Origin of the sequence: Pseudomonas viridiflava, from assembly GCF_900184295.1 — a bacterium.
Lineage (GTDB): Bacteria > Pseudomonadota > Gammaproteobacteria > Pseudomonadales > Pseudomonadaceae > Aquipseudomonas > Aquipseudomonas viridiflava.
Map to the genome: position 1 here is coordinate 3,614,244 of NZ_LT855380.1, position 22,203 is coordinate 3,636,446.

A 22,203-nucleotide genomic window follows, 5' to 3' on the forward strand; every position below is an offset into this window, starting at 1 on the left:
GCCCCGGCCATGCGCCGGGGCTTTTTCGTTCAAGCGAAGAGCAGGCTCCAGCCCCTATACTTCGCGCTTCATTCCTCTCTTGAAGGAGCCCTTTATGGATTGGCAAGCCCACGTTACCGTCGCCACGATTGTCGAGGATCAGGGGCGATTTCTGTTCGTCGAAGAGATCAAGGGCGGTCGCAAGGTGCTGAATCAGCCCGCAGGCCATCTTGACCCGAACGAAAGCCTGCAGCGCGCGGCTGTTCGCGAAACGCTGGAAGAGACCGGCTGGGATGTCGAACTGAGCAGCGTGGTGGGGATTTACCTCTATACCGCGCCCAGCAACGGCGTGACCTATCAGCGTATCTGCTTTGCCGCCAAAGCTTTGCGCCATCATCCCGACTACGCACTCGATGACGGCATCGTCGGCCCGACCTGGCTCACTCGCGACGAACTGCTTGCCGAGCAGGACCGCTGGCGCAGCGAACTGGTACTGCGCTGCGTGGACGACTATTTGAATGCCGAACGATTCAGTCTCGACCTGCTGCGCGACAAGGCGTGAGACTGGACGCCCTCAGCCTGATAGAATCGCGTCCTTTTCAAGGCCACCCATTGAATCCCTATGCGTGATCCAGCTCCCTCCAACTCAGAAATGAAGCGCGTGATCGTCGGCATGTCCGGCGGCGTGGACTCTTCCGTTTCCGCCGTACTGCTCATGGAGCAGGGTTATCAGGTGGAAGGCTTGTTCATGAAGAACTGGGAAGAAGACGACGGAACGGAATATTGCACCGCCCGCGAAGACCTGGCCGACGCCCAGGCTGTGTGCGACAAGATCGGCATCAAGCTGCACACCGCCAACTTCGCCGCCGAGTACTGGGACAATGTGTTCGAACACTTCCTGGAAGAATACAAGGCCGGCCGCACCCCCAACCCGGACATCCTCTGCAACCGGGAAATCAAGTTCAAGGCCTTCCTCGACTACGCCCTGATGCTGGGTGCCGACCTGATTGCCACCGGCCATTATGTGCGCCGCCGCGATATCGATGGCCGCACCGAACTGCTCAAGGGTCTGGACCCGAACAAGGACCAAAGCTATTTCCTGCATGCCGTGGGTGGCGAACAGATCGCCAGAACCCTGTTCCCGGTCGGTGAACTGGAAAAGCCGGAAGTGCGCGCCATCGCTGAAAAGCATGGCCTGGCGACCGCCAAGAAAAAGGATTCCACCGGGATCTGCTTCATCGGCGAGCGTCGCTTCACGGATTTCCTGCGCCAGTACCTGCCCGCCCAGCCCGGCGAGATCAAGACCACCGAAGGTGAAGTGATCGGTCGCCACAGCGGCCTGATGTACCACACCATCGGCCAGCGCCAGGGCCTCGGCATCGGCGGCCTGAAAGACGCCAGCGATGATCCGTGGTACGTGCTGGTCAAGGACCTGGAACATAACGAGCTGATCGTGGGCCAGGGCAATGATCATCCATGGCTGTTCTCCCGGGCGCTGGTCTCTTCGGAGATCTATTGGGTCAACCCCATCGACCTGAGCAGCCCGCGCAAGCTGACCGCCAAGGTCCGCTATCGCCAAGGCGACCAGCATTGCACGCTGGAAAAGACCGCTGATGGCTATCGCGCCACGTTCGACGAGCCGCAACGTGCGGTCACACCCGGCCAGTCCGTCGTGTTCTACGAGGGTGAAATCTGTCTGGGCGGTGGCGTAATCGAAGTCGCCGAACCCTGGACCAGCAAGGACAAGCGTTGATGACCCCGACTCAGGAACAACTGACCGCCCTGGGTGGCGTGTTCCAGGCCGCCGTACTGGTCGACCGGATCGCCAAGACCGGTCAGGTCAGCGAAGCGGCGATGAGCTGCATGATCGGTAGCCTGCTGGTGATCGACCCCAAGGACACGCTGGACGTGTACGGCGGCGATGATCTGAACCTGCATGAAGGCTATCGCGCCATGGTCAGCGCTCTGGAACGCGACCCCGCGACACTGCAACGCGAGCCGTTGCGCTACGCCCTGGCCATGCTGGGCCTGGAACGCCAACTGGCCAAGCGTGACGACATGCTGGAAGTGATCGGCAAACGAATTCCGGTGATTCAGTCCCAGGCCGAGCACTTTGGCGTGGCCCACGAGAACGTGATCGCCGCCACCGGCGCTCTGTATCAGGACACGCTGAGCACATTGCGCCAGCGTATTCAGGTACATGGCGACATGCGCAACCTGCAGCAACCCAACAACGCATCGAAGATTCGCGCCCTGCTGCTGGCCGGGATTCGCTCGGCGCGGCTGTGGCGGCAGGTTGGCGGTCATCGCTGGCAGCTGGTATTCAATCGACGCAAGCTATTGAAAGAACTTTACCCATTGCTGCACGGCTGACCGCCGCGCGGCAATGACCCTCACCACCACAGGCATGGTGCGATCTACGCTGGTCAGTCCGCCTCAGTCGGACTGATTTTTCATGTATGATACGCGCCCTTTTCGTTGCCCGACTGTCCGAGAGCACCCCATGCAGCTTTCTTCGCTCACCGCGGTTTCCCCTGTTGATGGCCGCTACGCCGGCAAAACCCAGGCTTTGCGCCCTATTTTCAGCGAATACGGCCTGATCCGTTTTCGCGTGATGGTCGAAGTGCGCTGGCTTCAGCGTCTGGCGGCTCATCCGCAGGTCACTGAAGTGCCGGCATTCTCCGCGCAGGCCAACGCCATCCTCAACACGCTGGCCGAAGACTTCTCCGTGGAACACGCCGAGCGCGTGAAAGAGATCGAGCGCACCACCAACCACGACGTGAAAGCCGTGGAATACCTGCTCAAGGAACAGGCCGCCAAGCTGCCCGAACTGGAAAACGTCAGCGAGTTCATCCATTTCGCCTGCACCAGCGAGGACATCAACAACCTGTCCCACGCCCTGATGCTGCGCGAAGGCCGCGACACCGTCATGCTGCCGCTGATGCGCCAGATCGCCGATTCCATCCGTGAACTGGCCATCCGTTTCGCCGACGTGCCAATGCTGTCGCGCACTCACGGCCAGCCAGCCTCCCCCACTACGCTGGGCAAGGAACTGGCCAACGTCGTTTACCGACTGGAACGCCAGATCGCACAGATCGCGGCAGTGCCCCTGCTGGGCAAGATCAACGGTGCAGTGGGCAACTACAACGCTCACCTGTCGGCCTATGCCGATATCGATTGGGAAGCGAACGCGCGCGCGTTCATCGAAGACGAACTGGGTCTGGGCTTCAACCCCTACACCACTCAGATCGAGCCGCACGACTACATCGCCGAGCTGTTCGATGCCGTTGCACGCTTCAACACCATTCTGATCGACTTCGACCGCGACATCTGGGGCTACATCTCCCTGGGTTATTTCAAGCAGCGCACCATCGCGGGCGAGATCGGCTCTTCGACCATGCCGCACAAGGTCAACCCGATCGACTTCGAGAACTCCGAAGGCAACCTGGGCATCGCCAACGCATTGTTCCAGCATCTGGCCAGCAAATTGCCAATCTCCCGCTGGCAGCGCGACCTGACCGACTCCACCGTGCTGCGCAATCTGGGCGTAGGTTTTGCCCACAGCGTGATTGCCTACGAAGCCAGCCTCAAGGGCATTGGCAAGCTGGAACTGAACGAACAGCGCATCGCGGCTGATCTGGACGCCTGCTGGGAAGTCCTGGCCGAGCCGATCCAGACGGTCATGCGTCGCTATAACATCGAAAACCCGTACGAAAAGCTGAAAGAACTGACACGCGGCAAGGGCATCAGCCCAGAAGCGTTGCAAACTTTCATCGACGGCCTGGACATGCCTGCCGAAGCGAAGGCCGAGCTGAAAAAGCTCACCCCCGCCAATTACATCGGCAACGCGGCAGCTCAAGCCAAGCGCATCTGACACGCAAGACAATTTGCACACGCCCGGCTGTGCCGGGCGTTTTCATTTCAAGGGCTTACACATGAATCCTGATATTCCTCTTCAACTTCTGGGCGGCATCAGCGCGCGCGTCTTCATGCGTGATTACTGGCAGAAAAAGCCATTGCTGATCCGTCAGGCATTGCCGGACTTCCAGAGTCCGATCGATGCAGACGAGCTGGCCGGTCTGGCCCTGGAAGAAGAGGTCGAGTCGCGACTGGTCATCGAAAAAGGCGAGCGTCCCTGGGAGCTGCGTCGCGGCCCGTTCGCCGAAGACGAATTCAGCAAACTGCCTGAGCGTGAGTGGACGCTGCTGGTCCAGGCAGTGGATCAGTTCGTTCCGGAAGTCAGCGAACTGCTGGAGCACTTCCGGTTCCTGCCAAGCTGGCGTATCGACGATGTGATGATCAGCTACGCCGCACCCGGCGGCAGCGTCGGCCCGCATTTCGACAATTACGACGTGTTCCTGCTTCAGGGCCACGGCAAGCGGCACTGGCAAATCGGCCAGATGTGCGACTCCGACAGCCCTCTTCTGCAACATGCAGACCTGCGCATTCTTGCCGACTTCGAAGCGACCGAAGAATGGACGCTGGAGCCGGGCGACATGCTTTACTTGCCGCCGCGTCTGGCCCACTGCGGCGTGGCCGTGGACGACTGTCTGACCTACTCGGTCGGCTTCCGCGCCCCTGGGGCAGCCGAAGTGCTGACCCACTTCACTGACTTCCTCAGCCAATTCATTACTGATGAAGAGCGCTATACCGACGCCGACGCACAGCCGGTCAGTGATCCTCACCAGATCCAGCATGACGCACTCGACCGCCTCAAGGCTTTGCTGGCCGAGCACATGGGTGACGAGCGCCTGCTGCTGACCTGGTTCGGCCAGTTCATGACCGAGCCACGCTATCCGGAACTGGTGACCGGCCCGGAACTGGCCGAAGAAGACCTGCTCGACAGCCTGGAACAGGGCGCAGTGCTCATTCGCAACCCGAGCGCACGCCTGGCCTGGTCGGAAGTGGACGATGATCTGCTACTGTTTGCCAGTGGCCAGAGCCGCCTGTTGCCGGGCAACCTGCGCGAACTGCTCAAACTGATCTGCGCTGCCGATGCACTGCACAGCGAAAACCTTGGCCAATGGTTGGCCAATGACGAAGGACGCAATCTGCTTTGCGAACTCGTAAAACAAGGAAGCCTGGGATTTGCCGATGAATAAAGTCACCGTATCTGTTGCAGACTGGCAGAGAAAAAACGCCGATATCAGGCGCATCCGCGATGCGGTCTTCATCGCCGAGCAGTCGGTTCCGCCGGAACTCGAGTGGGACTCGGAAGACATGGACGCCGTGCACTTCCTGGCATCAGAGGGCGATTACCCGATCGGCACTGCCCGCCTGCTGCAGGATGGTGAAATTGGTCGACTGTCTGTGCTCAAGGACTGGCGAGGGCTGAAAGTCGGCGAAGCGTTGCTGACCGCTGCGATCAATGAGGCCGAGAAGCGCGGCCTGAAGGAGCAGAAACTCAGCGCTCAGGTTCAGGCCATCGCGTTTTACGAGCGCTTTGGCTTCACCGTGGTCAGTGACGAGTTTCTCGAAGCAGGACTGCCACACGTGAACATGGTACGCCAGGCCTGAGCACCAAGGTATGTAGGCGTTAAAAAGCGCACTACAAAAACATGACGCCCCGATTTTCCTGTTCCAGCCGGACTATGCTGGAACACAAATGTCGGGGCGTTTTGCCATCCGGACATTCAGCTTGCCCTCCACAGGCCGACAACATGGCACACTCATGCTTTACGCAATCATTGCGGAGACTGGACATGTCAGGACGTACCCTGCTCGCCTCGCTGCTGATCCTATTCAGCACCTGCACACTCGCGGCGACGGAAGTCGTGCCGCTCAATTACCGGACCAGCGCCGATCTGCTGCCCGTTGCCAAGTCTTTTCTGGGCCAAGACGGCACGGTCAGCGCCTATGGAAACCAGCTTGTCGTCAACGCGGATTCGCGCCAGATCGAAGAACTTCGCACCTTGATTTCGCAGCTTGACACAGCGCCGAAGCGCTTGCTGATCAGCGTGGACACCAGTGAGAACGCCTCGCGCAGCGCCAATGGGTCCCGGGTCATCAACTATGGCACAGTCAGTCGCGAAGGCGGGGTGCAACAGATACAGGCCACCGAGGGTGCGCCAGCGCTCATTCAGGTCGGACAAAGCGTGCCCCTGACCACCTCGTCAACCGACTCCTATGGCTACGCGCAGAGCAATACCGAATACCGCAACGTGACTCAGGGGTTTTACGTCACCGCCAGCGTCACAGGCGAGACGGTGCACCTGAATATCAGCACCAACCGCGACCGGATGAGCCAGGAGCGGCCTGACGCCATCAAGGTACAAAGCACTGACAGCCAGGTCAGCGGTCGCCTCGGCGAATGGATCACGCTGGCCAGCAGCAGCGACCAGTCGATGGCCGATCAGAACGGCGTCGCTCAACGCTATTCGACCCAGGGTCGGGACGACATGGTACTGCGCGTGATGGTGCAAACCCTCGAATAGCGTGCGCATGCCTGAAGCCCAGCACCTGCGGGGCTTTTAATGACCAGCCGGTCGCTTTCAAACAGATATGTAGTGATTTATAAAAAGCACTACAAATTGTTTGACGGGTCAAAAATCGCGAGGCATGATTGCCTCGCTCCCGCTGATCAGAGGCCCTGAACAGGCCTTCGAATCGCCGCTCTGACTCACCCACCAGAGCCGATTCGTGTCCGCACCGCCCACAAGGCAGTTTGACGAGGTTGCGACTGGAACGAAGTTGTCCCGAGGGACGGAAGCGTAAACGGTAACCCGGCAAGGCTTTTTGGTGACGCACAACGGCATCCACGAGCCAGACTGTCCACTTGACTGAGTCATGCCCGGCACCCTGCTCTCTCTCCTCGAGCCATCGTTCACCCATCGCCATCCGTTAACCGGCGGCCCGATCCAGGGTTTCCTGTCAGCGAGCAGCCATCTACCGTGCCTTCGATAAACAAGGCGTTTTGGCGGAGCAGGACTTTCCAACAAGACCTACTTCTAGAGGTTTATCTCCATGGCACTGACACGCGAACAACAAATAGCGGCTCTCGAGAAAGACTGGGCTGAAAATCCGCGCTGGAAACACGTGACCCGTACCTATTCCGCCGCCGATGTGGTCCGCTTGCGTGGCTCGGTTCAACCGGAACACACCCTCGCAAAAATGGGCGCTGACAAGCTCTGGAATCTGGTCACGCAAGGTGCCAGGCCATCCTTCCGGCCTGACAAGGACTTCGTCAACTGCATGGGCGCGCTGACCGGCGGCCAGGCGGTTCAACAGGTCAAGGCCGGCATTCAGGCGATCTACCTCTCCGGCTGGCAGGTTGCCGCCGACAACAACTCCGCCGAATCCATGTACCCAGACCAGTCGCTGTACCCGGTTGACTCAGTCCCGACCGTGGTCAAGCGCATCAATAACTCGTTCCGCCGTGCCGACCAGATCCAGTGGAAAGCCGGCAAGAACCCGGGCGATGAAGGCTATATCGACTACTTCGCGCCGATCGTGGCAGACGCCGAAGCCGGTTTCGGCGGCGTACTGAACGCCTACGAGCTGATGAAAAGCATGATCGAGGCCGGTGCCGCCGGCGTGCACTTCGAAGACCAGTTGGCCTCGGTAAAAAAATGCGGCCACATGGGCGGCAAGGTATTGGTGCCCACCCAGGAAGCCATTCAGAAGCTGGTGGCTGCCCGCCTGGCTGCCGACGTCGCTGGCGTGCCGACCATCATTCTGGCCCGTACGGATGCCAACGCGGCAGACCTGCTGACCTCGGACTGCGACCCTTACGACAAGCAGTTCGTGACCGGCCAGCGCACGCCGGAAGGTTTCTACAAGGTACGTGCCGGCCTGGATCAGGCGATCTCACGCGGCCTGGCCTACGCGCCATACGCCGATCTGATCTGGTGCGAGACTGCCAAACCGGATCTGGACGAAGCACGTCGCTTCGCCGAGGCGATCAAGAAGGAATACCCGGACCAGTTGCTGTCCTATAACTGCTCCCCTTCCTTCAACTGGAAGAAGAACCTGGACGACTCGACCATCGCGAAATTCCAGCGCGAGCTGTCGGCGATGGGCTACAAGCACCAGTTCATCACGCTGGCGGGCATCCACAATATGTGGCACAGCATGTTCAACCTGGCGCATGACTACGCCCGCAACGACATGACCGCCTACGTAAAACTGCAGGAGCAGGAGTTCGCTGACGCAGCCAAGGGCTACACCTTCGTGGCCCACCAGCAGGAAGTGGGCACCGGCTACTTCGACGACATGACCACCGTGATCCAGGGCGGCGTGTCATCGGTCACCGCCCTGACCGGCTCGACTGAAGAAGAACAGTTCCACTGATCCACCCGGCAACGCGCTCGATGAAAAAACCGCCCCAAGGGGCGGTTTTTTTATTCCGGGGCATCAATGCGCGGTATTGATCCGGGACAATGTAAGCCGCTGCACACAATGCGATAAATCTGCAGGCGTTTAATCAACTCATGGCGTAACTATGGCAAGCAGAACTTACAGCGCTCCTCAAATGATATCAATTATCATTCAAATTGCATTTCATTCATTTTCGGCCGGTTGATACATAATGGGCTAAAAGCCCTGTAACGCCCGCCTGGCAGGCCTTACAGCCTCTCAAAGGGCTCATAGCCGATTGATTCGTTGAATAAATTTGATGTAGAAAATTTACTTGCCAACTGTTTGCACATAAAATCATCGCGTTGACTGCTCTGCGACATTTCGTCACTGCCTCGACTCTTTATCAAGCACAGAGACCTTTGCTCTCTAACAAGGACTGCCAGCATGCCCGAATCGACAGGATTGATTGCCCACAACTGGGGCTTCGCCATTTTCCTTTTGGGTGTTGTCGGCCTTTGCGCCTTCATGCTCGGTCTCTCCAGCCTGCTCGGAAGCAAGGCGTGGGGCCGCAGCAAGAACGAACCTTTCGAATCCGGCATGTTGCCTACCGGCAGCGCGCGTCTGCGTCTCTCCGCAAAATTCTATCTGGTCGCGATGCTTTTCGTGATCTTTGACATTGAAGCCCTTTTTCTCTTTGCCTGGTCTGTGTCCGTCCGCGAAAGCGGCTGGACCGGATTCGTCGAAGCTCTCGTTTTCATAGCAATTCTGTTGGCAGGTCTTGTCTACCTATGGCGGGTTGGAGCACTTGATTGGGCTCCTGAAGGTCGCCGTAACCGGCAAGCGAAGCTGAAACAATGAGGCTTTGGCGATGCAATACAACCTTACAAGGATCGACCCGGACGCTCCTAACGAGCAGTACCCCATCGGCAAGCGGGAAACCGTTTCCGATCCGTTAGAAGATCAAGTCCACAAAAACATTTTCATGGGCAAGCTTGAAGACGTGCTGAACGGTGCGGTCAACTGGGGGCGGAAAAACTCCCTGTGGCCTTACAACTTCGGCCTGTCGTGCTGCTACGTGGAAATGACCACCGCCTTCACGGCTCCTCACGACATCGCGCGCTTTGGCGCCGAGGTTATCCGGGCTTCGCCACGTCAGGCGGATTTCATGGTAATCGCCGGTACGCCTTTCCTGAAGATGGCACCCATCATTCAGCGTCTGTACGAACAGATGCTTGAACCGAAATGGGTCATTTCCATGGGCGCCTGTGCCAACTCCGGTGGCATGTACGACATCTATTCCGTGGTTCAAGGTGTGGACAAGTTCCTCCCCGTGGATGTCTACGTGCCCGGCTGCCCGCCCCGCCCCGAGGCATTCCTGCAAGGCCTGATGCTGTTGCAGGAATCCATCGGCCAGGAGCGTCGCCCACTTTCCTGGGTCGTCGGTGATCAAGGCGTCTATCGCGCCGACATGCCGTCGCAAAAGGAACAGCGCCGCGAACAGCGTATTCAGGTCACCAACCTGCGCAGCCCCGACGAAGTCTGATCCAGCCCGTTCTTCTTATAAAAAAGACAGGAACCGGGGTTGATTCTGTACGTTGACCGAAGTGATTGAGACCTATGACTGCAGACAACGCTCTGTACATCCCGCCTTACAAGGCTGACGACCAAGACGTCGTCGTTGAACTGAATAACCGTTTTGGCGCCGAGGCCTTCACGGCCCAGACGACCCGCACCGGCATGCCTGTGCTGTGGGTCGAGCGCGCCCGACTGGTGGAAATCCTGACGTTCCTGCGTCAGGTGTCCAAGCCCTATTCCATGCTCTACGACCTGCATGGCGTGGACGAGCGCCTGCGCACTCACCGCCGCGGACTGCCGGGCGCCGACTTCACTGTGTTCTATCACCTGATGTCGATAGAACGTAACAGCGACGTCATGCTCAAGGTAGCGCTGTCGGAAGGCGACCTGAGCGTGCCGACCGTCACCGGTATCTGGCCAAACGCCAACTGGTACGAGCGTGAAGTGTGGGACATGTTCGGGATCGATTTCCCGGGCCACCCGCACCTGACCCGCATCATGATGCCGCCGACCTGGGAAGGTCACCCGCTGCGCAAGGATTTCCCCGCGCGCGCGACCGAATTCGATCCCTACAGCCTGACGCTCGCCAAACAGCAACTGGAAGAAGAAGCCGCGCGCTTCAATCCGGAAGCCTGGGGCATGAAGCGTTCCGGCAAGAACGAGGACTATATGTTCCTCAACCTGGGCCCGAACCACCCTTCGGCCCACGGTGCGTTCCGTATCATCCTGCAGCTGGACGGCGAAGAAATCGTCGACTGCGTCCCGGACATCGGCTATCACCACCGTGGTGCCGAGAAAATGGGCGAACGCCAGTCCTGGCACAGCTACATCCCTTACACCGACCGCATCGATTATCTGGGCGGGGTGATGAACAACCTGCCGTACGTGCTTTCGGTCGAGAAACTGGCCGGGATCACCGTGCCAGATCGCGTCAACGTGATTCGTATCATGATGGCCGAATTCTTCCGTATCACCAGCCACTTGCTGTTCCTGGGTACCTATATCCAGGACGTGGGCGCGATGACCCCGGTGTTCTTCACCTTCACCGACCGTCAGAAGGCGTACACGGTGATCGAAGCCATTACCGGTTTCCGTCTGCACCCGGCCTGGTATCGCATCGGCGGTGTTGCACACGACCTGCCACGCGGCTGGGAAAAACTGGTCAAGGACTTCGTGGACTGGCTGCCAAAGCGCCTCGACGAATACACCAAGGCGGCATTGCAGAACAGCATCCTCAAGGGCCGTACCGTTGGCGTCGCTGCCTACAACACCAAAGAAGCGCTGGACTGGGGCGTTACCGGCCCAAGCCTGCGTGCCACCGGCTTGGACTTCGACCTGCGCAAGGCCCGTCCTTATTCGGGCTACGAGAACTTCGAGTTCGAAGTCCCGCTGGCTGTCCATGGTGATGCCTACGACCGTTGCATGGTGCGCGTGGAAGAAATGCGCCAGAGCATCAAGATCATCGACCAGTGCATGCGCAACATGCCGGCCGGCCCGTACAAGGCTGATCATCCGCTGACCACGCCGCCGCCCAAAGAGCGCACCCTGCAGCACATCGAAACCCTGATCACGCACTTCCTGCAGGTTTCGTGGGGCCCGGTGATGCCGGCCAACGAATCCTTCCAGATGATCGAAGCGACCAAGGGTATCAACAGTTATTACCTGACGAGCGACGGCGGCACCATGAGCTACCGTACCCGGATCCGCACCCCAAGCTTCCCGCACCTGCAGCAGATCCCTTCGGTGATCAAAGGCAGCATGGTCGCGGACTTGATCGCGTACCTGGGTAGTATCGATTTCGTTATGGCCGACGTGGACCGCTAAGCATGAACAGCCCGCTTATCCAGACAGACCGTTTCGCGCTGAGCGAAACAGAGCGCTCGGCCATCGAGCACGAAATGCATCACTACGAGGACCCGCGCGCGGCGTCCATCGAAGCCCTGAAGATCGTTCAGAAGGAACGTGGCTGGGTGCCGGACGGTGCGATCTACGCCATTGGCGATCTGCTGGGCATTCCTGCCAGCGACGTCGAAGGCGTGGCCACTTTCTACAGCCAGATTTTCCGTCAGCCGGTCGGACGCCACATCATTCGTGTCTGCAACAGCATGGTGTGCTTCATCGGCGGCCACGAGTCAGTGGTCGACGAGATCAAGACTTCGCTCGGCATCGGTCTGGGTCAAACCACCGAAGACGGCCGCTTCACCCTGCTGCCCGTCTGCTGCCTGGGCAACTGCGACAAGGCCCCGGCCGTGATGGTCGATGACGATACTTTCGGTGACGTACAGCCTGCTGGCGTTGCCAAGATGCTGGAGGGTTACCTATGACCATCACGTCCTTCGGCCCTGCGAACCGCATTGCGCGCACCGCAGAAACTCATCCGCTGACCTGGCGTCTGCGTGACGACGGCGAGCCGGTGTGGCTTGACGAGTACCAGACCAAGGATGGCTACGCGGCAGCGCGCAAGGCGCTGCTGCAGCAGTCAGCCGACGAAATCGTCCAGTCAGTCAAGGACTCCGGCCTCAAGGGTCGCGGCGGCGCAGGCTTCCCCACTGGCGTGAAGTGGGGCCTGATGCCCAAAGACGAATCCATGAACATCCGCTACCTGCTGTGCAACGCGGACGAAATGGAGCCCAACACCTGGAAGGACCGCATGTTGATGGAGCAACTGCCCCATCTGCTGGTCGAGGGCATGCTGATCAGCGCCAAGGCACTGAAAGCCTATCGCGGTTACATCTTCCTGCGTGGCGAATACGTTACTGCGGCCAAACACCTGAACCGCGCCGTGGCGGAAGCCAAGGCAGCGGGTCTGCTGGGCAAGAACATTCTGGGCACGGGCTTTGATTTCGAACTGTTCGTGCACACCGGTGCCGGTCGCTACATCTGTGGTGAAGAAACAGCACTGATCAACTCCCTGGAAGGCCGTCGCGCCAACCCGCGTTCCAAGCCGCCCTTCCCCGCTGCCGTGGGTGTCTGGGGCAAGCCGACCTGCGTGAACAACGTTGAAACCCTGTGCAACGTGCCGGCCATCGTCAACAACGGTAACGACTGGTACAAGTCGCTCGCCCGCGAAGGCAGCGAAGACCATGGCACCAAGCTGATGGGCTTCTCCGGCAAGGTCAAGAACCCTGGCCTGTGGGAACTGCCATTCGGCGTACAGGCCCGCGAGCTGTTCGAAGACTACGCCGGTGGCATGCGCGACGGCTTCAAGCTCAAGTGCTGGCAGCCAGGCGGCGCCGGTACCGGTTTCCTGCTGCCTGAACACCTCGACGCTCAGATGTACGCCGGCGGCATCGCCAAGGTCGGTACGCGGATGGGTACCGGTTTGGCCATGGCGGTCGACGACTCGGTGAACATGGTTTCGCTGCTGCGCAACATGGAAGAGTTTTTCGCTCAGGAATCCTGCGGGTTCTGTACGCCATGCCGCGACGGTCTGCCATGGAGCGTGAAGATGCTGCGTGCGATCGAGAACGGTCAGGGCCAGCCGGGCGATATCGAAACCCTGCTGGGCCTGGTCAATTTCCTCGGCCCTGGCAAGACCTTCTGTGCACACGCACCAGGAGCCGTCGAACCGCTGGGCAGTGCGATCAAATACTTCCGGTCCGAATTCGAAGCCGGAATCGCACCCGCACGACCTGACACGCTGACACCCGGCAAAAGTCCGACCATGGTCGGCGCATAACAAGACACACCGGACGGCGGACTTTTCAAGGCCGCCGTCCTCGTACCTGCTGACGCCCTGACGGGCTGAACGCTGCAGGTACTACCGAGATTCCATTAGCCACGCCTGCTGACAACGGGCCAACGAAGATCTTTGAACCATGGCTACTATCCACGTAGACGGCAAAGCCCTCGAAGTCGATGGCGCAGACAACCTGCTACAGGCTTGCCTGTCGCTGGGCCTCGATATCCCCTATTTCTGCTGGCACCCTGCCCTGGGCAGCGTTGGCGCCTGTCGCCAATGTGCGGTCAAGCAGTACACCGACGAGAACGACACGCGTGGTCGTATCGTGATGTCCTGCATGACGCCAGCCACCGACAACACCTGGATTTCCATCGAAGACGATGAATCCAAGGCGTTCCGCGCCAGTGTCGTCGAATGGCTGATGACCAACCACCCGCACGACTGCCCGGTCTGCGAAGAAGGCGGTCATTGCCACCTGCAAGACATGACAGTGATGACCGGCCACAACGAGCGCCGTTATCGCTTCACCAAACGCACCCACCAGAACCAGGAACTGGGGCCGTTCATCGCGCACGAGATGAATCGCTGCATTGCCTGCTATCGCTGCGTCCGTTTCTACAAGGACTACGCGGGCGGCACGGATCTGGGCGTTTACGGCGCACACGACAACGTCTACTTCGGTCGCGTTGAAGACGGCACGCTGGAAAGTGAATTCTCCGGCAACCTCACCGAGGTCTGCCCGACCGGTGTGTTCACCGACAAGACCCACTCCGAGCGCTACAACCGCAAGTGGGACATGCAGTTCTCGCCAAGCATATGCCATGGCTGCTCCAGCGGTTGCAACATCAGCCCGGGCGAGCGTTATGGCGAATTGCGCCGCATCGAGAACCGCTACAACGGTTCCGTGAACCAGTATTTCCTGTGCGACCGTGGCCGCTTCGGCTATGGCTACGTCAACCGCAAGGATCGTCCTCGCCAGCCACTGCTCGCCAACGGTCAGGTCAAACTGAGCCTGGACGAAGCACTGGACAAGGCGGCCGATCTGCTGCGCGGGCGAAACATCGTGGGCATCGGCTCGCCACGCGCCAGCCTGGAAAGCAACCATGCCCTGCGCGAACTGGTGGGTGCCGAGCACTACTACAGCGGCATCGAGGCCGGTGAGCTGGAGCGTATCCGTCTGATCCTCAAGGTTCTGAACGACAGCCCGCTGCCGGTTCCGACCCTGCGTGACATCGAAGATCACGACGCCATCTTCGTCCTGGGCGAAGACCTGACCCAGACCGCTGCCCGTATGGCACTGGGTCTGCGTCAGGCCGTCAAAGGCAAGGCGGAAGACATGGCTGCCGCCATGAAAGTCCAGCCATGGCTCGACGCTGCCGTGAAGAACATTGGTCAGCACGAGCTGAACCCGCTGTTCATCGCCAGCCTTGCCGAGACGCGTCTCGACGATGTCGCAGAAGAATGTGTACACGCCGCCCCGGATGATCTGGCGCGTATCGGTTTCGCCGTTGCCCACGCACTGGACGCCAGCGCGCCGGCGGTCGAAGGCCTGGACAGCGAAGCGCTGGAACTGGCGCAACGCATCGCCGACGCCCTGCTTGCAGCCAAACGCCCACTGATCATTTCCGGCAGCTCGCTGGGTTCGACCGCATTGATCGAAGCTGCCGCGAACATCGCCAAGGCCTTGAAGCTGCGCGACAAGCAGGGCTCCATCAGTCTGATCGTGCCGGAAGCCAACAGCATGGGTCTGGCCATGTTCGGCGGTGAGTCGGTTGACGCTGCGCTGCACGCTGTCATTTCCGGCAAGGCCGATGCGATCGTGGTGCTGGAAAACGACCTGTACCGCCGCGTCGATGCCTCGCTGGTTGACGCTGCACTGAGCGCCGCGAAAGTGGTGATCGTTGCCGATCATCAGAAAACGCCGACTTCCGATCGTGCCCATCTGGTTCTGCCCGCTGCCAGCTTCGCCGAAGGCGACGGTACGCTGGTCAGCCAGGAAGGCCGTGCCCAGCGCTTCTTCCAGGTGTTCGATCCGACCTACCTGGATGCCAGCATCATGATCCATGAAGGCTGGCGCTGGCTGCATGCCCTGCGTGCGACCCTGCTCAACAAGCCGGTGGACTGGACACAACTCGACCATGTCACCGAAGCCTGCGCCAGCAGCTCCGCGCAACTGGCTGGTATCGTCAACGCTGCGCCATCGGCATCGTTCCGTATCAAGGGCCTGAAACTGGCTCGCGAGCCCCTGCGTTACAGTGGTCGTACTTCCATGCGCGCCAACATCAGCGTTCATGAACCGCGTACCTCGCAAGACAAGGACACCGCGTTTGCCTTCTCCATGGAAGGTTATTCGGGTTCTGCCGAGCCGCGCCAGCAAGTGCCGTTCGCCTGGTCTCCGGGCTGGAACTCGCCACAGGCCTGGAACAAGTTCCAGGACGAAGTCGGCGGTCATCTGCGTGCTGGCGACCCGGGCACACGCCTGATCGAAAGCAAGGGCGATGGTCTGTCCTGGTTCGCCAGCGTTCCTCGTGCTTTTGCACCAGAGCGTGGCACCTGGCAGGTTGTGCCGTTCTTCCACCTGTTCGGCAGCGACGAAACCTCGTCTCTGGCCGCACCGGTTCAAGAGCGCATTCCACAGGCCTACGTGGCACTGGCCAAGTCGGAAGCGGATCGTCTGGGCGTCAACGAAGGTGCGCTGATCTCGCTCAATGTCGCGGGTCAGACTCTGAAGTTGCCGCTGCGCATCAACGAAGAACTCGGCGCCGGTCTGGTTGCACTGCCGGCAGGTCTGCCGGGCATTCCTCCGGCAGTGTTCGGCAAATCCGTTGACGGTCTGCAGGAGGCAGCGCAATGACCTGGTTCACCCCTGAAGTGATTGACGCAATCATCGCGGTCGTCAAGGCCATCGTGGTGTTGCTGGCCGTCGTTGTCTGCGGTGCGTTGCTCAGTTTCGTGGAACGTCGCCTGCTGGGCTGGTGGCAGGACCGTTACGGTCCGAACCGCGTCGGCCCGTTCGGCATGTTCCAGATCGCTGCCGACATGCTGAAAATGTTCTTCAAGGAAGACTGGACGCCTCCGTTCGCCGACAAGGTGATCTTCACCCTGGCACCGGTCGTGGCCATGAGTGCCCTGCTGATCGCGTTCGCCGTGATCCCGATCACCCCAACCTGGGGCGTGGCGGATCTGAACATCGGCCTGCTGTTCTTCTTCGCCATGGCCGGTCTCTCGGTGTATGCGGTGCTGTTCGCTGGCTGGTCGAGCAATAACAAGTTCGCCCTGCTGGGCAGCTTGCGTGCCTCGGCGCAGACCGTGTCCTACGAAGTGTTCATGGGCCTGGCGCTGATGGGCATCGTGGTACAGGTCGGCTCGTTCAACATGCGCGACATCGTCGAATATCAGGCGCAGAACCTGTGGTTCATCATTCCGCAGTTCTTCGGCTTCTGTACGTTTTTCATCGCAGGCGTGGCAGTGACTCACCGTCACCCATTCGACCAGCCGGAAGCCGAGCAGGAACTGGCCGACGGCTACCACATCGAATATGCCGGCATGAAATGGGGCATGTTCTTCGTTGGCGAATACATCGGCATCATTCTGATCTCGGCGTTGCTGGTGACCCTGTTCTTCGGCGGCTGGCACGGCCCGTTCGATATCCTGCCATCGCTGGCCTTCTTCTGGTTCGCCTTGAAAACCGCGTTCTTCATCATGCTGTTCATTCTGTTGCGCGCTTCCATTCCGCGCCCACGTTATGACCAGGTCATGGACTTCAGCTGGAAATTCTGTCTGCCGCTGACCCTGATCAATTTGCTGGTGACAGCTGCGATTGTGTTGTTGAACACACCGGCAGGCTCGGTTCAGTGAGGATTTGACCCATGTTCAAATATATTGGCGACATCGTTAAGGGTACTGGTACCCAACTGCGCAGCATGGTGATGGTGTTCGGTCACGGCTTCCGCAAACGCGACACCCTGCAATACCCCGAGGAGCAGGTTTACCTGCCGCCCCGCTACCGTGGCCGTATTGTCCTGACGCGCGACCCCGATGGTGAAGAGCGCTGCGTGGCCTGCAACCTGTGCGCAGTAGCCTGCCCGGTGGGCTGCATTTCGTTGCAGAAGGCGGAGAAAGAGGATGGCCGCTGGTATCCGGACTTCTTCCGCATCAACTTCTCACGCTGCATTTTCTGCGGTTTGTGTGAAGAAGCCTGCCCGACCACCGCAATCCAGCTTACGCCGGACTTCGAGATGGCCGACTTCAAACGTCAGGATCTGGTGTACGAGAAGGAAGATCTGCTGATCTCCGGCCCCGGCAAGAACCCCGACTACAACTTCTACCGCGTTGCGGGCATGGCCGTTGCCGGCAAGCCCAAGGGCTCCGCGCAGAACGAAGCCGAGCCGATCAACGTCAAGAGCTTGCTGCCTTAAGGAAGTAAAGATGGAATTCGCTTTCTATTTCGCATCCGGTATCGCTGTCGTGTCCACCCTGCGGGTGATCACGAACACGAATCCGGTGCACGCCCTGCTCTACCTGATCATTTCGCTGATCGCCGTCGCCATGACGTTCTTCAGTCTTGGCGCACCGTTCGCCGGTGTTCTGGAAGTCATCGCCTACGCTGGCGCGATCATGGTGCTGTTCGTGTTCGTGGTCATGATGCTCAACCTTGGCCCGGCCTCGGTCGAGCAGGAACGTACCTGGCTGAAGCCGGGTATCTGGCTCGGTCCGGTCATCCTCGGCGTGTTGTTGCTGGCAGAGCTGCTGTATGTGCTGTTCGCCAACCAGACCGGCGCTGCCATCGGTCACACCACGGTCGACGCCAAGGCGGTCGGTATCAGCCTGTTCGGGCCTTATCTGCTCGTCGTGGAACTTGCCTCGATGCTGCTGCTTGCAGCTGCAGTCACGGCATTCCACCTGGGCCGCAACGAGGCGAAGGAGCCAAGCCAATGAATGCTATCCCTCTGGAACACGGTCTGGCGGTTGCCGGTGTCCTGTTCTGCCTCGGCCTGGTCGGCCTGATGGTGCGACGTAACATTCTCTTCGTGTTGATGAGCCTCGAGATCATGATGAACGCCTCCGCTCTGGCGTTCGTCGTTGCCGGCAGCCGCTGGGCGCAGCCGGATGGACAGGTCATGTTCATCCTGGTGATCAGCCTTGCAGCCGCCGAGGCCAGTATTGGCCTGGCGATCCTGATGCAACTGTATCGCCGCTTCCACACGCTCGATATCGACGCTGCCAGTGAGATGCGCGGATGAATCTTCTCTTTCTGACTTTTGTATTTCCCCTCATCGGTTTCCTGCTGCTGTCGTTTTCACGCGGTCGCATTTCGGAAAACCTGGCAGCGCTGATCGGCGTGGGCTCCATCGGGCTCTCGGCCATCGTTGCGGCCTGGGTCATCTGGCAGTTCAATGTCGCGCCGCCGGAAGGTGGTCATTACACCCAGGTGCTGTGGCGCTGGATGGATGTGGATGGCTTCCAGCCCAACTTCGCGCTGTATCTGGACGGCCTGTCCGTCACGATGCTGGGTGTCGTGGTCGGCGTAGGCTTCCTGATCCACCTGTTCGCGTCCTGGTACATGCGCGGTGAAGCGGGCTACTCGCGCTTCTTCTCCTACACCAACCTGTTCATTGCCAGCATGTTGTTCCTGATCCTGGGCGACAACCTGCTGTTCATCTACTTCGGTTGGGAAGGCGTAGGCCTGTGCAGTTACCTGTTGATCGGTTTCTATTACAGCAACCGCAACAACGGCAACGCAGCCCTCAAAGCGTTCATCGTGACCCGCATCGGCGACGTGTTCATGGCCATCGGCCTGTTCATCCTGTTCCAGCAACTGGGTACGCTGAACGTTCAGGAGCTGCTGGTAAGGGCGCCGGAGCACTTCAAGGTTGGTGACTTCTGGATCGTACTGGCGACGCTGATGCTGCTCGGTGGTGCTGTCGGTAAGTCCGCACAGCTGCCACTGCAGACCTGGCTGGCGGACGCGATGGCCGGTCCTACCCCGGTTTCGGCACTGATCCACGCCGCAACCATGGTAACGGCCGGTGTCTACCTGATCGCACGTACCCACGGCCTGTTTGCTCTGGCTCCGGACATTCTGCATCTGGTCGGCATCGTCGGTGGCGTCACTCTGGTACTGGCGGGTTTCGCAGCGCTGGTGCAGACCGATATCAAACGTATCCTCGCCTACTCGACCATGAGCCAGATCGGCTACATGTTCCTGGCACTGGGCGTCGGCGCATGGGAAGGCGCGATCTTCCACCTGATGACGCACGCGTTCTTCAAGGCGCTGCTGTTCCTCGCATCGGGTGCCGTGATCGTTGCCTGCCACCACGAGCAGAACATCTTCAAGATGGGCGGCCTGTGGAAGAAACTACCACTGGCCTACGCCAGCTTCATTGTCGGTGGCGCCGCTCTGTCTGCCCTGCCGCTGCTGACCGCCGGTTTCTACTCCAAGGACGAAATCCTCTGGGAAGCGTTCGCCAGCGGTAACAACGGTCTGTTGTACGCCGGTCTGGTCGGTGCGTTCATGACCTCGCTGTACACCTTCCGCCTGATCTTCATCGCGTTCCATGGTGAAGCCAAGACCGAGGCACACGCGGGTCACGGCATCGCTCACTGGCTGCCTCTGTCGGTGCTGATCGTGCTGTCGACCTTCATCGGCGCGCTGATCACGCCTCCGCTGGCCGGTGTACTGCCGCAAAGCGTCGGTCATGCCGGTGGCGAAGCCAAGCACAGCCTGGAAATCGCCTCGGGTGCCATCGCACTGGCGGGCATCCTGCTGGCGGCACTGCTGTTCCTGGGCAAGCGTCGTCTGGTGACGGCCATTGCCAACAGCGGTCCCGGCCGTTTCCTGTCAGCCTGGTGGTTCGCTGCCTGGGGCTTCGACTGGATCTACGACAAGCTCTTCGTCAAACCTTATCTGGCGATCAGTCATCTGCTGCGTAGCGATCCGTTCGACCGCACCATCGGCTTGATCCCACGTCTGGTCAAAGGCGGTCATGACACCATGAGCCGTACCGAGACCGGCCAGCTGCGTTGGTATGCTGCCTCGATTGCCGTGGGTGCCGTTCTGGTACTCGGTGCCGTCATTCTGGTTGCGGTCTGACATGAACCTTGCGAATTTGCGAAAGGAATTGAGCCCGTCATGATTCTGCCTTGGCTAATCCTGATCCCCTTTATCGGCGGCCTGCTGTGCTGGCTGGGTGAGCGCTTCGGCCCTACCCTGCCGCGCTGGATCGCGCTGCTGACCATGACCCTCGAACTGGCCCTGGGCCTCTGGCTCTGGGCCACCGGCAACTTCGGCTACGCGCCGGTGCCCGGCGCGGATCCGACCTGGACCCTGGAATTCCACCAGCCGTGGATCACACGTTTCGGCATCGACGTACACCTGGCGCTTGATGGCCTGTCGTTGCTGATGATTCTGCTGACCGGCCTGCTCGGCGTACTGTCGGTGCTCTGCTCCTGGAAAGAGATTCAGCGCAAGGTGGGCTTCTTCCACCTGAACCTGATGTGGATCCTGGGTGGTGTGGTTGGCGTGTTCCTCGCCATCGACCTGTTCATGTTCTTCTTCTTCTGGGAAATGATGCTGGTGCCGATGTACTTCCTCATCGCGCTCTGGGGTCACAGCTCGGCAGACGGCAAGAAGACACGTATTTACGCTGCGACCAAGTTCTTCATCTTCACTCAGGCCAGCGGTCTGATCATGCTGGTGGCGATTCTGGGTCTGGTGCTGGTGCACTTCAATCAGACCGGCGTGATCACCTTCGCTTACGCCGACCTGTTGAAAACCAAGCTGGCACCGGGTACCGAGTACATTCTGATGCTGGGCTTCTTCATCGCGTTCGCGGTGAAGCTGCCGGTCGTGCCGTTCCACTCATGGCTGCCGGATGCACACGCCCAGGCGCCGACAGCGGGTTCCGTCGATCTGGCGGGTATCCTGCTGAAGACTGCTGCCTACGGCCTGCTGCGTTTCGCGCTGCCCCTGTTCCCGAATGCCTCGGCAGAGTTCGCGCCGATCGCAATGACGCTCGGTCTGGTCGGCATCTTCTACGGCGCCTTCCTGGCTTTTGCACAGACCGACATCAAGCGTCTGATCGCGTTTTCCAGCGTCTCGCACATGGGTTTCGTGCTGATCGGCATCTACTCCGGCAGCCAGCAGGCGCTGCAAGGCGTCGTCGTACAGATGCTGGCGCATGGTCTGTCGGCCGCTGCGCTGTTTATCCTCAGTGGTCAGTTGTACGAGCGCCTGCACACGCGTGACATGCGCGAGATGGGTGGCCTCTGGTCGCGCATCGCCTACCTGCCGGCCATCAGCCTGTTTTTTGCAGCCGCCTCTCTGGGTCTGCCGGGCACCGGTAACTTCGTCGGTGAGTTCCTGATCCTGCTGGGCAGTTTTGTCAGCTCGCCATGGGTCACGGCCATTGCCACTTCCGGTCTGGTATTCGGTTCTGTCTACTCGCTGATCATGATCCACCGCGCCTATTTCGGCCCGTCCAAATCGGACGAGATTCTCAAGGGCATGGATGGACGGGAAATGATCATGGTGCTGGGCCTTGCCGTGTTGCTGATCGTGCTCGGGGTCTTCCCGCAGCCGATCCTCGACACCTCGGCAGCGACCATGCACGGCGTGCAGCAATGGCTAGGCACTGCCTTCACTCAACTCGCTTCGGCCCGGTAAGAGC

General features: G+C 59.9%; 20 protein-coding genes. All 20 read left to right on the top strand.

The genetic code is table 11. The annotated features are described in order from the left end of the window. Positions 1-94 precede the first annotated feature (94 nt). The gene (locus tag CFBP1590_RS16225; RefSeq protein ID WP_029241635.1) at positions 95-541 is read left to right on the top strand and encodes an NUDIX hydrolase; all 447 of its coding nucleotides are present in this window, start codon (positions 95-97) and stop codon (positions 539-541) included. Positions 542-601: 60 nt separating this feature from the next. Continuing rightward, positions 602-1,732, top strand: coding sequence for a tRNA 2-thiouridine(34) synthase MnmA (mnmA, locus tag CFBP1590_RS16230; RefSeq protein ID WP_029241634.1), 1,131 nt, complete (start codon positions 602-604; stop codon positions 1,730-1,732). Continuing rightward, positions 1,732-2,352, top strand: a complete 621-nt coding sequence (hflD, locus tag CFBP1590_RS16235; protein ID WP_029241633.1) for a high frequency lysogenization protein HflD — start codon at positions 1,732-1,734, stop codon at positions 2,350-2,352. Before mnmA ends, hflD begins: the two co-directional genes overlap by 1 nt. A gap of 130 nt (positions 2,353-2,482) precedes the next feature. Next, complete coding sequence (gene purB / locus CFBP1590_RS16240; protein WP_025993065.1) at positions 2,483-3,853, top strand: adenylosuccinate lyase; 1,371 nt, start codon at positions 2,483-2,485, stop codon at positions 3,851-3,853. 61 nt (positions 3,854-3,914) lie between these two features. After that, a complete protein-coding gene (locus CFBP1590_RS16245; RefSeq protein ID WP_088235506.1) occupies positions 3,915-5,081 on the top strand; it encodes a ribosomal protein uL16 3-hydroxylase in 1,167 nt (388 codons plus the stop codon). Further along, positions 5,074-5,496 (top strand): GNAT family N-acetyltransferase, encoded by a 423-nt coding sequence (locus tag CFBP1590_RS16250; RefSeq protein ID WP_004884663.1) that lies wholly within the window; start codon positions 5,074-5,076, stop codon positions 5,494-5,496. Before CFBP1590_RS16245 ends, CFBP1590_RS16250 begins: the two co-directional genes overlap by 8 nt. Before the next feature lie 185 nt (positions 5,497-5,681). Continuing rightward, the gene (locus tag CFBP1590_RS16255; RefSeq protein WP_088235507.1) at positions 5,682-6,413 is read left to right on the top strand and encodes a secretin N-terminal domain-containing protein; all 732 of its coding nucleotides are present in this window, start codon (positions 5,682-5,684) and stop codon (positions 6,411-6,413) included. 529 nt (positions 6,414-6,942) lie between these two features. After that, positions 6,943-8,268 (top strand): isocitrate lyase, encoded by a 1,326-nt coding sequence (gene aceA / locus CFBP1590_RS16260; protein ID WP_029241631.1) that lies wholly within the window; start codon positions 6,943-6,945, stop codon positions 8,266-8,268. Between the two features lie 453 nt (positions 8,269-8,721). Further along, positions 8,722-9,135 (top strand): NADH-quinone oxidoreductase subunit A, encoded by a 414-nt coding sequence (locus CFBP1590_RS16265; RefSeq protein ID WP_002554011.1) that lies wholly within the window; start codon positions 8,722-8,724, stop codon positions 9,133-9,135. A 10-nt stretch (positions 9,136-9,145) separates the two neighbouring features. Next, positions 9,146-9,820 (top strand): NuoB/complex I 20 kDa subunit family protein, encoded by a 675-nt coding sequence (locus tag CFBP1590_RS16270; protein ID WP_004884656.1) that lies wholly within the window; start codon positions 9,146-9,148, stop codon positions 9,818-9,820. A 74-nt stretch (positions 9,821-9,894) separates the two neighbouring features. After that, positions 9,895-11,676: an NADH-quinone oxidoreductase subunit C/D gene (nuoC, locus tag CFBP1590_RS16275; protein WP_004884655.1), complete on the top strand. Its 1,782-nt coding sequence runs from the start codon at positions 9,895-9,897 to the stop codon at positions 11,674-11,676. Positions 11,677-11,678: 2 nt separating this feature from the next. Continuing rightward, positions 11,679-12,176, top strand: a complete 498-nt coding sequence (gene nuoE / locus CFBP1590_RS16280; RefSeq protein ID WP_004884646.1) for an NADH-quinone oxidoreductase subunit NuoE — start codon at positions 11,679-11,681, stop codon at positions 12,174-12,176. Beyond that, positions 12,173-13,531 (top strand): NADH-quinone oxidoreductase subunit NuoF, encoded by a 1,359-nt coding sequence (gene nuoF / locus CFBP1590_RS16285; protein ID WP_004884644.1) that lies wholly within the window; start codon positions 12,173-12,175, stop codon positions 13,529-13,531. Before nuoE ends, nuoF begins: the two co-directional genes overlap by 4 nt. A 139-nt stretch (positions 13,532-13,670) precedes the next feature. Continuing rightward, a complete protein-coding gene (gene nuoG / locus CFBP1590_RS16290) occupies positions 13,671-16,388 on the top strand; it encodes an NADH-quinone oxidoreductase subunit NuoG (protein WP_088235508.1) in 2,718 nt (905 codons plus the stop codon). Further along, entirely contained in the window at positions 16,385-17,392 is a 1,008-nt protein-coding gene (gene nuoH, locus CFBP1590_RS16295; protein WP_004884642.1) for an NADH-quinone oxidoreductase subunit NuoH, read from the top strand. Before nuoG ends, nuoH begins: the two co-directional genes overlap by 4 nt. A gap of 11 nt (positions 17,393-17,403) precedes the next feature. Continuing rightward, positions 17,404-17,952, top strand: coding sequence for an NADH-quinone oxidoreductase subunit NuoI (gene nuoI / locus CFBP1590_RS16300; protein WP_043304515.1), 549 nt, complete (start codon positions 17,404-17,406; stop codon positions 17,950-17,952). A gap of 10 nt (positions 17,953-17,962) precedes the next feature. Then, positions 17,963-18,472 (top strand): NADH-quinone oxidoreductase subunit J, encoded by a 510-nt coding sequence (gene nuoJ, locus CFBP1590_RS16305; protein ID WP_004884640.1) that lies wholly within the window; start codon positions 17,963-17,965, stop codon positions 18,470-18,472. Then, on the top strand, positions 18,469-18,777 hold the full coding sequence (nuoK, locus tag CFBP1590_RS16310; RefSeq protein ID WP_002554020.1) for an NADH-quinone oxidoreductase subunit NuoK: 309 nt from the start codon (positions 18,469-18,471) through the stop codon (positions 18,775-18,777). The genes nuoJ and nuoK overlap by 4 nt, the downstream gene beginning before the upstream one ends. Then, positions 18,774-20,627: an NADH-quinone oxidoreductase subunit L gene (gene nuoL, locus CFBP1590_RS16315; protein ID WP_004884639.1), complete on the top strand. Its 1,854-nt coding sequence runs from the start codon at positions 18,774-18,776 to the stop codon at positions 20,625-20,627. Before nuoK ends, nuoL begins: the two co-directional genes overlap by 4 nt. Before the next feature lie 39 nt (positions 20,628-20,666). Continuing rightward, positions 20,667-22,199: an NADH-quinone oxidoreductase subunit M gene (gene nuoM / locus CFBP1590_RS16320; RefSeq protein WP_004884638.1), complete on the top strand. Its 1,533-nt coding sequence runs from the start codon at positions 20,667-20,669 to the stop codon at positions 22,197-22,199. Positions 22,200-22,203: the final 4 nt, after the last annotated feature.